Source organism: Streptomyces sp. NPDC102437 (genome assembly GCF_044765565.1).
Taxonomy (GTDB): Bacteria; Actinomycetota; Actinomycetes; order Streptomycetales; family Streptomycetaceae; genus Streptomyces.
This window is the reverse complement of the sequence record NZ_JBIWKI010000009.1, coordinates 26394-38892: the sequence shown is the minus strand read 5'-3', so window position 1 is coordinate 38892 and position 12499 is coordinate 26394. Positions and strand designations below refer to the sequence as shown.

The following is a 12499-nucleotide window of genomic DNA, read 5'->3' as shown; positions in this document are numbered from 1 at the left end:
CCAAGGTATCAGGGCGACAGGCCCGGGTGGAGGGGGAGTTGGGCATCGCGCCGGCCGGTGTGCGTCGTGAGGCGTGACATCGCTGATATGCGCTGTGATATGTGACATCGCCTCGGGTGGCTTCGACGCCCATGTCGCCCTCTCCGTACCTCTCCTCGTATCCCTCCCGCAAGCGCCCCGCCCACGGAGCGGACGAGCGGACCCAGCTCGTCGGCTGGCTCGACACGCAACGCGCGACCGCCCGCTGGAAGTGCGAGGAACTCTCGGAGGCGGACGCGCATAGCCCCGTCCTGCCGTCCTCGCCGCTCATGACGATTGCGGGTGTCATGTCACACCTCCGCTGGGCCGAGCACCTCTGGTTCGAGGTCGTTCTGCTGGGACGCCCGGCCGTGGGGCCGATGTTCGACGAACCCGAGGACGCCGAAATGAGGGTCGAAGGCGTCCCGCTCGCGGAGCTCCTGGACGACTACGACCGGCAGGTCGCGGTGTCGAACAAGACCTTCGCGGCACAGTCGCTCGACGATGTGGGACGGCATCCGGACTTCGATGCGTCGGACGCCAGCCTGCGCTGGATCATGTTCCACATGATCGAGGAGACCGCCCGGCACGCGGGACATCTGGACGCGATCAGGGAGCTCCTGGACGGCAGGACGGGCCACTACTGACCCTGCCCGCCCCCGTCCGCGATGCGTGTCACTCGTTGCCAGGCGCGCGGCCGGGGCGTCAACTGTTCTGGCGCCGGGCAACCGCGCGGCGCGACGTCTGCGGCGGAAGAGGATTGCGATGAGGAAGATCGTCCTGATGGCCTCGGTGTCCCTCGACGGCTTCATCGAGGGGCCGGACCGCGACATCGACTGGCACCTGGTCGACGACGAACTGCACCGTCACTTCAACGAGCTGCTCAGCGGCATGGGCGCCTTCCTCGAAGGCCGGGTGACCTATCAGCTCATGGAGGACTACTGGCCGACCGCCGACTCTGACCCCTCCGCCACCGAGATCGAGGCGGAGTTCGCCGGTATCTGGCGGGGGACGCCCAAGATCGTGTTCTCCCGGACCCTGGAACACGCCGGCCGGAACGCCACGATCAGGAGGGAGGTCGACGCGGAGGAGATCACGGCGCTGAAGGCGCAGCCCGGCGGGGACCTGTGTCTCGGGGGCGCCGATCTCGCCGCGACCTTCATGCGGCTCGACCTGGTCGACGAGTACCGCGTCTACGTCCATCCGGTAGTCATCGGCCGGGGCAAGCCCCTCTTCCCCGCCTCGGCGGGCCGGACCGGCCTCCGGTTGGCCGAGACCCGGGAATTCGGCAACGGGGTGGTCCTGCTTCGTTACGGTCGCCGCGCGGTTGCTCCACCGGAATGAACTCGCCGGGCCACGGCGGTGTGTGAGCGGTGCTGTGCCGGGTCGCCGGGGGAGCACCCCCGTATAACTGCCGCACCGTCGCGAGAGCTCTCACGAAAGGACCGGCGATGACGCTCAGTGTCGAGGACCGTCTGGACATCTCCGAACTGCTCGCCCTGCACGGGCACTTGGTCGACAACGACGAACTGGACCGGCTGGACGAGCTGTTCACCGAGGACATCGTCTACGAGACCTCGAACCTCGGGCACGGGGAGGTGCACGGCCTGGCCGCCTTCCGGGACATGGCGCGGGCGCGGTCGGGCAAGCCGGGCGCGCCCGTCGGCCACCACGTCACCAACATCGTCCTCACCGAGGCCGGGGACGGCCGGGTCCATGCCCGGTCCAAGGGAATCGGTGCCGGACCGGACGGCGAGTGCGGAAGCGTGACCTATGAGGATGTGATCGTGCGCGGAGAGCGAGGATGGCGCATCAGCCGGCGCAAGATCTTCCTGCACTTCACGCCCACGGCCGCGCCGGAGACCGAGGAGGCCGACAGGTGAGGGCCGACGGCGCCCCCGGACAGCCGGGGGCGCCGCAGGCGGGGACACGGATCACGCCGGGTGTCAGGCGTCCAGCATCCCCGAGGTGTCGATGACCTGGCGGATGGCCCGGCCGGAAGCCAGTTCCTCCAGCGCCGCGTTGATGTCGGTCAGCGGCAGTGTGCCCGTGTGCATCAGCTCCACCGGCATCAGGCCCGCCCGCCACAGGTCCAGGAACCTCGGGATGTCTCGGCGCGGCACCGCGTCGCCCATGTACGAGCCCAGCAACGACTTGCCCTCGCCCGCGAACGCCAGCGCCGGGACCTCCAGCACCCGGTCCGGTGCGGGCAGGCCCACCGAGACGACCTTGCCGCCCCGGGCCACGGCGCTCAGGCACTCGGCCATGACCTTGGGGCTGCCCACCGCCTCCACCGCCGACTCGGCTCCGCCGGAGGTCAGTTCGCGGATCTGCCGCAGCGCTTCATCGGGGGCGTACGCATGCGTGGCACCCAGCCGGAGCGCCAGTTCGCGCTTCTCCTGGACCGGGTCGACCGCGATGATCGGGTACGCCCCCGCCGCCCTGGCTCCGAGCACCGCGGAGAGGCCCACCCCGCCCAGGCCGTAGACCACGGTCGACTGCCCCGGACGCAGGGCCGCCGTATTGATGACCGCGCCCGCCCCCGTCAGGACCGCGCAGCCGAACATCGACGCGACGGTGAACGGGATGTCCTTGGGGATCGGGACCACCGACTCCTGGGCCAGTACCGCGTGTTCGGAGAACGCCGAGACGCCCAGCTGGTGGTGGACCCGGTTGCCGGCGGCGTCGGTCAGCAGCGACGGGCCGTGCAGCAGCGCACCCGAACCGTTGGCCGCCGCGGCCTGTGCGCACAGGGCCGGGCGGCCCGCCGCGCAGTCGCCGCAGAAGCCGCAGCTCGGCACGAAGACCAGCGCCACATGGTCGCCGGGGGAGACCCGGCCGACGCCGGGTCCGGTCTCCTGGACGACGCCCACCGCCTCGTGGCCCAGCGCCATCGGCAGCGGGCGGACCCGGTCGCCGTTGACCACCGAGAGGTCCGAGTGGCAGAGCGAGGCGGCGGCGATCCGTACCAGCACCTCGCCCTCGCGCGGGGCGCCGAGCTCCAGCTCCTCCACCTCGACCGGGCGCGTACCGGAGTACGGGCGGGCCGTCGACGTCCCGCGCAGCACCACCGCACGGGTCTTCACGCCGCCACCTCCGGACGCGGGGCGCAGCGCAGCACGTCGCGGCTCTCCAGCAGCGGGACGACCTTGCCGAGCACGAGCTCCTGGAAGTGCGGGGTGGCGCAGTGCTCGGTGAAGTCGGCCTCGGAGGCGTACTCCTCGTACAGCACGATCGCCCGCGGGTCCTCGGTGCCCTGGTGGATCCGGTAGGCGAGGTTGCCGGGCTCCTCCCGGGAGGCGGCGGCCATCGCGTCGAGCAGGGGGAGGACGGTGTCCTCCTCGCCGGCCCTGGTGCGGTAGCGGGCTACGACGACGTATGTCATGGGGGTCACTCCTGGGGTGGGGCGGGCCTCTTGAGGGCGCCGGGCGGGACCGGCGGCAGCTGGTCCCGGCGCAGGTGCCAGAGGCGGGGGTCGGACGTGGCGGCCGCGGCCGAGCCGAGGGCCAGCGCGAGTGCCACGTCCGCGGGGGTCTCCACGAAGCCCGCGGCCACCGACGGGGTCATCGCGCGCTGTGCCTGCGCGCTCATCCGGGCGATGATCGGGGCGGGCATGATCTCGACCAGGTCCGGCGCCCCGCGCGAGATCGCGTCCGTGGAGCGGCGCAGATTGGACCGGTCGGTGACGAACACCTTCATCATCGTCAGCAGGCCGAGCGGGCGGCCCTTCTCTATGAGGGAGAGCCGGGTGCTGACCACGCCGTGCGCGCCCATGTTCTTGATGAACTCCAGCGCGCCCCGGTCCTGAGCCAGACCGGGGCTGCTGTCCACGTTCACGAACACGGTCTTCCCCGCCCGGCCCAGCGCCGGCACGACCTGGGGCAGCTGCCCCACCGCGAACGACGCGAGGATGCACACCTTCGCCGGTGCGGTCAGGAACTCGCGCAGCGGCTGGGTGCCGACCACCGACGCGACGACCGGCACCTCGGCGAACGCCGCGGTGAGCCGGGGGTCGAGTGCGGCACCGGACCTGGAGGGGGAAGGGGTCATGGCAAGGGCCTGCCTGAGAGGGAGGGGTTCGTGGCTGCTGCCGGCCTGAGGCCTCTCGTCCGGATCACGCCGGATCGGCCGGATCCGGACGAGCGGCCCTGGGGTCAGTTCAGCGGAGACGTACCGAATCGGCTGGGAAGGCCCAGTTTGCCAGGGTTGAGAATGCCGGCCGGGTCCAGGGCCTTCTTCACCGCGACGAAGGTCGCGAAGCCCGCCCCGAGGGATTCCTCCACGTAGGGGCCGCGCAGCAGACCGCAGCCGTGGTGGTGGCTGAGCGCGGCGGCGTGCTCGATCAGTACGGCGTTGGCGGCGTCCCACACCGAGCGGTACCAGTCGCGGCGCGACTCGGGAGCCACGTCGCCGCGCAGCGAGAAGTACACGCAGGCGCCGTCGGTGTACGCGTGGGACTGGTGGGCCGAGGCGGCCAGGGTGCCGGGCACCGACTGGATCGCGGCGACCACCTCGTCATAGATCACCGGGAGGTCGGTCCAGGACGCGGCCATCTCCAGGGTGTCGGCGACGAAGCCCGGGCCGGGCTTGAAGCCGTCGGCGGACTTGCCGACCAGCATCCGCTCGTCCAGCCAGCGCTCGAAGACCGCCTTGCTGTCCAGCTCGGGGCCGTACGCCTCGCAGACCTCCTTCGCCACCTCGATCGAGGCGTCGACGATGACCGGGTCGCCCTCGTCGGCGACGAGCAGGAGGTTGGTCTCCGGGTGGCCGAAGTGGGTGCCGGACTCCAGGTTGTCGTACAGCCGCAGGACGGCCGGGGTCGCCCCGCGCTGCATGATCTTGCGGCAGGCGTCCAGGCCCTCGGCGAAGGTCTTGAAGCCGTACGCGACAGCGTTCGCGTACTCCGGCAGCGGGTGGACCCGCAGCCGGGCCGAGACGATGACGCCGAGGGTGCCCTCGGAGCCGACGAACAGCTGGCGCAGGTCGGGGCCGACCGCGGCGCGCGCGTAGTCGCCGTACGTGGCCCGCGTACCGTCGGCGTGCACGACGTCCACGCCGACGACCATGTCCTCGATCTTGCCGTAGCGGGTGGAGAGCTGGCCGGCGCCGCGGCAGGCGATCCAGCCGCCGACCGTGGAGACGGCGAACGCGGACGGCCAGTGGCCGGTGGTGACGCCGTACTCCTCCTGGAGCTGCTTCTCGAAGAGGTCACCGAACATGCCGGCCTGGACGTCCACGATGTTGGACTCGGCGTCGAAGCCGGTGATCGCGTTCAGCCCGCAGACGTCCAGGACGACGCCGCCGAAGACCGGCAGCGCCGCGCCGGTGACATTGGAGCGCCCGGCGGACGGGGTGACCGGGATGCCCGCCTCGTGGCAGATCCGCAGCACGGCCGCGACCTGGTCGGCGTCGGCCGCCTCGACGATCACGGCGTCCGGCGTCGCGGGACGGCCCTCGGTCTCGCCGATCATCGAGCCGGCCCACCAGTCGCGGGTCCGGGAGACGACCTCCTCGCGGGCGGTGTGCACCGCGTGCGCGGCCTCGCGCAGCGCCTCGATCACGGTCTCGGGGACCTCGACCGGGTCCACCTGGAGGGCGGCCTCGCCGTCTCCGATCGGGGTGTTCTGCGCCCACTTGGCGAAGCTGGGGGCGCCGATCGTGTAGTTGCCCCGGTTGAACGGGTGGGTGATGGTCTGACGGCTGATCATGCTGCTGCCCCTTCGAGGAGTACGGACTTTTCGTGACGGACGGCTGCGAGGTACTCGGAGACCGAACGCTCCACCTCGGCCTCCGAGAGGTTCAGTTCCCGGCCGAGGATCGCGCCCACGGCCCCGGCGGCCTCGGCGGACGCGTCCCGGGCGAACAGCCGGGCGCGCATCCGGCGGGAGAGCACGTCGTCGACCGAGCGGGCCAGTTCGGCGCGGGCCGCGTAGACGACCTCGGCCCTGGTGTACGGGAGTCCCGCGACGATCGGCTCGGCCAGCGACGGGTCGTCCTGGATCAGGTCGCCTACGAAGCGGGCCTCGGTGCCGAAGCGCTCGCCGAGGTGCGCGGCGATGCCGCCGGAGGCCGCGACGGCCTCGGCGTCGTAACCGGCGCCGCCGAGCAGCGGGAGGTCGGTGGTGCGGCTCCTGCCCTTGCGGCCGAGGACGGTCATCACCTTGTCGATGACGAGTTCGCCCATGTGCCGGCTGGTGGTGAGCTTGCCACCGGTCACCGTCACCATGCCGGTGCGGCCGACGGTGATGTGGTGGTCGCGGCGCATGTCGAGGGTCGCGCCCTCCTTGCCGCCGACCAGCGGGCGCAGACCGCCGATGGAGCCGACCACGTCGTCCGGGGTGAGCTTCCCCTCGAACGCGGTGTTGGCACCCTCCAGCAGGAAGTCCATCTCCTCGCGGGTGCAGTGCACGTCGTCGGGGGAGCCCTGGTAGTCCTCGTCGGTGGTGCCGAGGACGACGCTGTTGCCCCAGCGGGTGCAGGTCGCGCGGCGGGCCCGGCCGGGGATCGGCACGGTGACCGTGCAGTTGATCCGCACCTTGTCCCACGGCACCACGATGTGGACGCCCTTGGCGGGCCTGACCTGCGGCTTGTGGCTGTCGTCCGCCTTCGCGTCGAGCTCGTCGGTCCAGACGCCGGTGGCGTTGACGACGGCCCGCGCGCGGATGTCGAAGGTGTCGCCGTCCGACGAGACCCGGGCGCCGGACACCTTGCCCGTCTGCATCAGCAGGCCCTCGGCCCTGGCCCCGTTGAGGATCGTCGCACCGAGCGCGGCGGCGGTCCGCACGATGGTGAGGACGAGGCGGGCGTCGTCGGTACGGGCGTCGAAGTACATCAGCCCGCCCTTGAGGTTCTCCGCGCGCAGCGTCGGCGCCTGCGCGAGGACCTCGGGAACGGTGAGCCGCTGGTGCAGCTTGCCGATCCGCCAGCCGCCCACCAGGTCGTACGTCCACAGCAGGCCCTCGAAGCCCTTGGCGAGGCGGGCGTCGAAGATGCCCTCCTTCTCCAGGATCGGGAAGAGGAACGGCAGCCGGTGCACCAGGTGCGGGGCGTTCTTGCGGAAGCGGTGCCGCTCCAGGAGCGAGTGGCGGACCAGGTTGACGTTGCCCTGCTCGATGTAGCGCAGGCCGCCGTGCACCATCTTCGAGGACTTCGACGACGTACCGGAGGCGAAGTCGTCCTTCTCGACCAGCGCCGCGCGCAGCCCGCGCGAGGCCGCGTCGAGCACGGCGTAGGCCCCGGTGATGCCGCCGCCGATGACGAGGACGTCGTACGTGTCGTCGGCCAGCCGGCGCTTGAGGGCCGCCCGGTCGAGCAGCAGGGGCGTTCGGCGGGTCGCCGCGGCGCTGCGCCGCGGCTTCCGGGCGGGCATGGTGATCACAACATCAACTCCTGGTGTTTCGGTGCGGCGGCCGCGTGGTCGGTACCGGCCGCCGGGAGACGGTCGGGGGGCCGTCAGTGGGGGGTGTGAGGTTCGGGGTCCCGCAGGGGGAGCAGGGCGGGGTCGTTCAGGTGGGCGATGAGCACGTCGCGCCAGGCGGAGCGCTGCGCGGTGCGTTCGGCCGCCGTGATCGAGGGCTCGAAGATCCGGCCGGGCGGCTGTGCCTCGACGACCTCTTCGAGCGACGACCACAGGCCCTGCGCGACACCGGCGAGATACGCGGTGCCCCGCAGGCTGGCGGTGGCGGAGTCGGAGACCCGCTCCAGCGGCAGGCCCGTCAGATCGGCCTGGATCCGCATCAGCGGGTCGCTGCCGGAGACGCCGCCGCCGACCCGGAGCCGGGTGAACGGGGTGCCCATGGTGCCGGCGACCCCGTCGATCAGGTCACACACCGAGTGCGCGATCCCGTCGAGCACGGCGCGGGCCAGGTCGGCGCGGGTGGTGGCGAGGGTGAGCCCGGTGAGGGAGGCGGTGGCCTCCGGGTGCCAGACCGGCGTACGGACCCCGGCGAGCGCCGGGACGAAACGCGGGGTGCGGCCCGGCCGGGTGGGGACCCGGCCGGCCTCCTCACCGAGCTCCTTCGGCGATGCGAACAGCCCCAGGTCGTCGCAGAGCCAGCGCAGCGCCGAACCCGCCGTGGAGGTGTACGCCTCCAGGCTGTAGTGGCTGATGTCGCCCTGCCGTCGGCCGGGCTGGGCGAGCACCCCGGAGATGTCCGGCCGAGGCAGGGCGGGCGTGGTGCCGGTCGCCGCGTCGACGAAGGCGCCGGTTCCGTAGACGCACATGCCCTGCCCGGCGGCGAGGCCGCCGAGCGCGACGAGTGCGGCGTGCTGGTCGCCCATGGAGGCGGCCAGCGGGACGGCGATCCCGAGGGCGGCCGGATCGGTGGTGCCGAATCCGGCGTCGTCGGAGCGGAGCTCGGGGAGCAGGTCGAGGGGGAAGCCGAGGTGGCCGATCCACTCCTCGTCCCAGGCGTGCCGCTCCAGCAGATAGCCACCGGTGGAGGCGGCGTTCGTCGGCGTCGTGGCGTGCACGGCGCCGCCGGTGAGCCGCCAGATCAGCCAGGTGTCGACGGTGCCGAAGAGCAGCCGGCCCTCGCGGTGCGCGGCGGCCACCTCCGGGTGCGCGGCGATCTGCCTGGCGGCCCAGAGGAACGGTGCGCGGGCGCCGACCGGCCGGCCCTGCCGGGCCAGCAGGGCGGCGTCCCACTCCGCCTCGTACGCGGTCAGCTCGGCCGCGTGCCGCCGGTCCTGCCACACCACCGCGGGCAGCAGCGGCCGTCCGGTCACCCGGTCCCACAGCATCGCGGTCGCCCGCTGCGTGGACAGCGCCACCGCGGTGATCTCGATGCCCTCTTCGCGGGCCCGGCCGACGGCCCGGCGCGCCACCTCGACGGTGGCGGTCCAGATCTCCATCGGGTCCTGCTCGACCGAGAGGTCGTCCGGATGGCTGACCTCGATCGACCGGTAGAACACCTCGTGGGCGGCGCCGGAGTCGAGGACGACTCCGGCCCGGGTGCCCGTGGTGCCCTCGTCGATGGACAGCACACCGCGCCGTGGGGCGGCGCCGGGGAGCGTCTGCGTCATTGCAGCCCTTTCATTACGAGCATCGCGAGCGAGCTGTGCGGAGGGAGGGGGAGGGGAGGTGACCATCGTGTGGTGCGACGGGCCCGGCGGCCGGTCAGCGCGCGGTCACGGACTCCGCTGATTCCGGCGCACCCGACCGGGCGGCAATGGCGGCCCGGTCCTGTCCGGCGGCCTCGTCGGGGGAGGCGGCCTTCGTCGGGTCCCACTTGATCGCCAGGCAGGTGATCAGGCCGAGCAGCGGTACGACGGAGAGCACCAGGAAGGTGTCGGCGAGCCCGAGCGAGTCCTTGATCTGCGGGAACACGTACAGCCCGACGACACTGCCGAAGCTGCCGACCATCCCGGTGACACCGGTGCCGAGCGCACGGACGTCACTGCTGTACGAGAGCGCGGCGATGGACTTTCCGTTGGCACCCGGCCCCGCGGAGTGGCAGAGGATGAACAGCACCGGCAGCAGGAACGCCACGGCCGTGGGCACCTTCTCGAAGGTCAGCCCCATCGCGAGCAGCGCCACGAACACCCCGGCGAAGCCGGCGGCGGAGCTGAGCCGCAGCCCGAGCCGGCGGCCGAAGTACGCGGAGAGGAGCCCGCCCGCGATCCCGAAGGCGTTGAAGACCATCGAGCCGATCGTCGCCTTCTCGAAGCTCTCGCCGAAGATCGTCAGGCTGATCAGCGGGAGGTACCAGCCGACCGCGAAGTACTGCATCGACTGCCCGAGCGAGATGACCGAGGACAGCACCGTGCGCGGCAGGTACTCGCCCTTGAAGAGCAGCCCGGCCTGCCGGAAGCCGATGGCGGGGGCCTCGGTGGCGGCGCGGGTCGCCTCGTCCGGCTTCCCGGCGACGGCCTGGATGCCGTAGATCCGGTCCAGGTTGACCACGGCCTCGTCCAGCCGGCCCTTGCTCGCCAGCCAGGTGGGGCTCTCCCGCAGCATCAGCCACTGCCCCAGCAGCAGCACGACGGCGACGACCGCTGCCGAGCCGACCGACCAGCGCCAGATGTCCGCGCCGACGTCCAGGTTGAAGAAGACCAGGGCGAGCACGAGATTGCTGGTGGTGGCGACGTACCAGACGGCCTGCCACAGGTTCAGCCGGCCGCCCAGCTTCGCGGGGGTGTACTCGGCCAGCAGCGCCATGGCGACGGCGAAGTCGATGCCGTACGCGACACCCACCAGGACCCGGCCGAGCCAGACGACGGTGAAGTCGCCGGCGAATGCGGCCAGCAGGGCGCCCGCGATGGCGAACACCTTGGCGATGAGCAGCGGGGGAACGCGGCCGATCCGGGTGGCGAGCCAGCCGCCGACCGGGTTGAAGATGATCGCCAGGGCCGGAGCGGTGGCCGTGAGGATCGAGACCTGCGTGCTGGTGAGCTCCATCTGGGTCGTCATCGGCCCCAGACCGGCGCTCAGCGCGGCATTCGAATAGGCGTCGAGAAACAGCCCGCCGAACACGAGAAACCAGATGACCTGCGCCCGGCCGGTGATCTTTCCCAGCCCATCGATGAGCGCAACGACGTCGCCGACGCCTTTGACGCTCGGACGTTGTGCCATGAATCCGCCTTCGAGGAAGACCCATCGGCGGCACGGGGAGCACAAAAAAACAGGCATGACGAAACCACCGACAGGTGGTCTATGTCTGTGCCTGTCAAAACACTGCGGAAAGCGCCGCAGCACGTGAACTGCAAGGAATGCGAACTACGCAGTGAGGTTAAGAACGCGCCAGGAGAAACGTCAAGGGTTTCCGGCAGGTTACTTGAACGTGACATGGATCCCGCGAGCGGGCGGGACGGTCCGCACCCGCCCCGCCCGCCCGCGCGGAAAGCCCGTCAGCGGCCCGTCTACAGCGCCGCCCAGGTGCCCGGCCCCACGATGCCGTCGGCCGTCAGTCCCCGGCTCGTCTGGTAGTTGCGCACCGCCGTCACCGTCGCCGGGCCGAAGCTGCCGTCGATGCCGACCGTCGTGCCGAGCGCCGCGGTCAGCGAGCGCTGGAGCCGCTTCACGCCGTCGCCCGAGACACCCTGCTGGAGGCTCGGCGTCGTCCCGGCCGACAGCAGCGCGGTCCACGTCCTGGGCCCGACCACACCGTCGGCGCTCAGCCCGCGCGCCGCCTGGTACGCCGACACCGCGGTCTTCGTCGCCGGGCCGAAACTGCCGTCCACCGAACCCGTGGGGTAGCCCTGGTCGTTCAGCAGCTGCTGGACCGCCTTGACCTGAGCGCCCGTCGAGCCGCTCTGCTGGGTCGCGTACGAGGTGAAGCTCAGCCCGTCGCCGCTGTTGCCGCCGCCGGAGCTCCCGCCGACCAGCTCCATGTAGCGGTTCCAGTCCCAGTAGGGCCCCGGGTCGGTGTGGTTGTTGCCCGGTGCCTCGCTGTGCCCGATGATGTGCGCCCGGTCCTTCGGGATCCCGTAGCGGTCGCACAGCGACTTGGTCAGCGCCGCCGAGGAGCGGTACATCGTGTCGGTGAACCAGGACGGGTCGTCGATGAACCCCTCGTGCTCGATGCCGAGCGCCGAGGCGTTGGCGCTCTTCGCGTGGTACGCGGTGTCCTTGTCGCGCACCATCTGGGTGATCTCGCCGTCCGAGGAGCGCACCACGTAGTGGGCGCTCACCTGCGCGGTCGGGTTCTGGAACCAGCTGATCGAGCCCGCGTACGAGCCCTGCGTGACATGGACGACCACCTTGCCGATCTTGGCCGAGCGACCGGGGGCGAAGTTGTTCGGGGCGGCGGGGACCCACTTCGCGGAGGGGTAGTCGGGGCTCTGCGTACGTACATCGGTATCGGCGAGCGCACCCTTGTGCGGGGCGACCGGACGGCTCGTCACCGAGATCCGCTCACCGCCGGGGACGACCGTGTGCAGCCCGGAGGCCAGGAAGGTGTAGACGGTGTCGGCGTAGAGGGTGGCGGCGGCCCCCTGCGCACCGCCGTACCGGGCGACGGCCGGGTACCAGGCGTCGATGTCGTCGCGGTCCCGGGCGTCGAGGCCGAGCTTGTCCGCGTAGGCGCGCAGCACCGCCGCGCCGCCCAGGATGTTGGCCCCGGTGTCGGTGCGCAGTTCGGCGAGCGGCTTGCCGGTGAGGGCCGCCGCCCGCTCCAGCGTCCGGTTCGTGGGGTTGCTCACCAGGTGCATCACGCCGTAGCCGCCTGCCTGACTGGGGCGCCCGGAGTGGCCGTCGAGCCGGGTCTCGCCGTAGCCGACGGCGGCGAGCAGATCGCGCGGCACGTCGAACTCCGCGGCGGCCCGGGTGAACGCCCGGTCCATGGGTTGGCTGTCGTCCCAAGCGGCGAAGGCCGGCGTGCCGGTCACGGTCAGGACGGTGGCGGTGAGGGCCGCCAGGACGGATGCGCGGCCCTTTGTGTGGGCGGCGGCGCGGCTGGGCATACCTGCTCCTGCTCGGTGGGGGGAAGAGAGGAAAGGGGACGGCCCCCGGGCCCGAGTGGGGTGGGCCGAGGGCCGTGAA

Annotated in this window: 11 protein-coding genes; 3 read left to right on the top strand and 8 right to left on the bottom strand. The window is 71.7% G+C overall.

What is annotated here, in order from left to right:
• Positions 1-131 precede the first annotated feature (131 nt).
• From ACIRJP_RS13730 to ACIRJP_RS13720, 3 genes are all read left to right on the top strand, one after another.
• Complete coding sequence (locus ACIRJP_RS13730; RefSeq protein ID WP_404172401.1) at positions 132-665, top strand: DinB family protein; 534 nt, start codon at positions 132-134, stop codon at positions 663-665.
• A 118-nt stretch (positions 666-783) separates the two neighbouring features.
• Positions 784-1362: a dihydrofolate reductase family protein gene (locus ACIRJP_RS13725; RefSeq protein WP_404172398.1), complete on the top strand. Its 579-nt coding sequence runs from the start codon at positions 784-786 to the stop codon at positions 1360-1362.
• A gap of 107 nt (positions 1363-1469) precedes the next feature.
• Positions 1470-1901 (top strand): nuclear transport factor 2 family protein, encoded by a 432-nt coding sequence (locus tag ACIRJP_RS13720; protein WP_404172395.1) that lies wholly within the window; start codon positions 1470-1472, stop codon positions 1899-1901.
• Between the two features lie 63 nt (positions 1902-1964).
• On the opposite strand, the gene ACIRJP_RS13715 is transcribed toward ACIRJP_RS13720, so the two are convergent.
• The 8 genes from ACIRJP_RS13715 to ACIRJP_RS13680 form a co-directional block, all read right to left on the bottom strand.
• Positions 1965-3104 (bottom strand): zinc-binding dehydrogenase, encoded by a 1140-nt coding sequence (locus ACIRJP_RS13715; RefSeq protein WP_404172392.1) that lies wholly within the window; start codon positions 3102-3104, stop codon positions 1965-1967.
• Positions 3101-3403 (bottom strand): putative quinol monooxygenase, encoded by a 303-nt coding sequence (locus ACIRJP_RS13710; protein ID WP_404172389.1) that lies wholly within the window; start codon positions 3401-3403, stop codon positions 3101-3103. Before ACIRJP_RS13710 ends, ACIRJP_RS13715 begins: the two co-directional genes overlap by 4 nt.
• A gap of 5 nt (positions 3404-3408) precedes the next feature.
• Complete coding sequence (locus tag ACIRJP_RS13705) at positions 3409-4068, bottom strand: glycerol-3-phosphate responsive antiterminator (RefSeq protein WP_404172386.1); 660 nt, start codon at positions 4066-4068, stop codon at positions 3409-3411.
• A 104-nt stretch (positions 4069-4172) separates the two neighbouring features.
• Positions 4173-5726, bottom strand: coding sequence for an FAD-binding oxidoreductase (locus tag ACIRJP_RS13700; protein ID WP_404172383.1), 1554 nt, complete (start codon positions 5724-5726; stop codon positions 4173-4175).
• Positions 5723-7396, bottom strand: coding sequence for an FAD-dependent oxidoreductase (locus ACIRJP_RS13695; protein ID WP_404172380.1), 1674 nt, complete (start codon positions 7394-7396; stop codon positions 5723-5725). Before ACIRJP_RS13695 ends, ACIRJP_RS13700 begins: the two co-directional genes overlap by 4 nt.
• A 74-nt stretch (positions 7397-7470) precedes the next feature.
• Positions 7471-9042, bottom strand: coding sequence for an FGGY family carbohydrate kinase (locus ACIRJP_RS13690; protein WP_404172377.1), 1572 nt, complete (start codon positions 9040-9042; stop codon positions 7471-7473).
• 94 nt (positions 9043-9136) lie between these two features.
• Complete coding sequence (locus ACIRJP_RS13685) at positions 9137-10591, bottom strand: MFS transporter (protein WP_404172374.1); 1455 nt, start codon at positions 10589-10591, stop codon at positions 9137-9139.
• A 287-nt stretch (positions 10592-10878) separates the two neighbouring features.
• Entirely contained in the window at positions 10879-12420 is a 1542-nt protein-coding gene (locus tag ACIRJP_RS13680; RefSeq protein WP_404172371.1) for a peptidoglycan-binding protein, read from the bottom strand.
• Positions 12421-12499: the final 79 nt, after the last annotated feature.

What these genes read in the sequence shown, in the direction of transcription:
- ACIRJP_RS13700 (WP_404172383.1), bottom strand. Translation starts at nt 5,726, where the DNA reads ATGATCAGCCGTCAGACCATCACCCACCCGTTCAACCGGGGCAACTAC.
- ACIRJP_RS13685 (WP_404172374.1), bottom strand. Translation starts at nt 10,591, where the DNA reads ATGGCACAACGTCCGAGCGTCAAAGGCGTCGGCGACGTCGTTGCGCTC.
- ACIRJP_RS13710 (WP_404172389.1), bottom strand. Translation starts at nt 3,403, where the DNA reads ATGACATACGTCGTCGTAGCCCGCTACCGCACCAGGGCCGGCGAGGAG.
- ACIRJP_RS13705 (WP_404172386.1), bottom strand. Translation starts at nt 4,068, where the DNA reads ATGACCCCTTCCCCCTCCAGGTCCGGTGCCGCACTCGACCCCCGGCTC.
- ACIRJP_RS13690 (WP_404172377.1), bottom strand. Translation starts at nt 9,042, where the DNA reads ATGACGCAGACGCTCCCCGGCGCCGCCCCACGGCGCGGTGTGCTGTCC.
- ACIRJP_RS13720 (WP_404172395.1), top strand. Translation starts at nt 1,470, where the DNA reads ATGACGCTCAGTGTCGAGGACCGTCTGGACATCTCCGAACTGCTCGCC.
- ACIRJP_RS13680 (WP_404172371.1), bottom strand. Translation starts at nt 12,420, where the DNA reads ATGCCCAGCCGCGCCGCCGCCCACACAAAGGGCCGCGCATCCGTCCTG.
- ACIRJP_RS13730 (WP_404172401.1), top strand. Translation starts at nt 132, where the DNA reads ATGTCGCCCTCTCCGTACCTCTCCTCGTATCCCTCCCGCAAGCGCCCC.
- ACIRJP_RS13725 (WP_404172398.1), top strand. Translation starts at nt 784, where the DNA reads ATGAGGAAGATCGTCCTGATGGCCTCGGTGTCCCTCGACGGCTTCATC.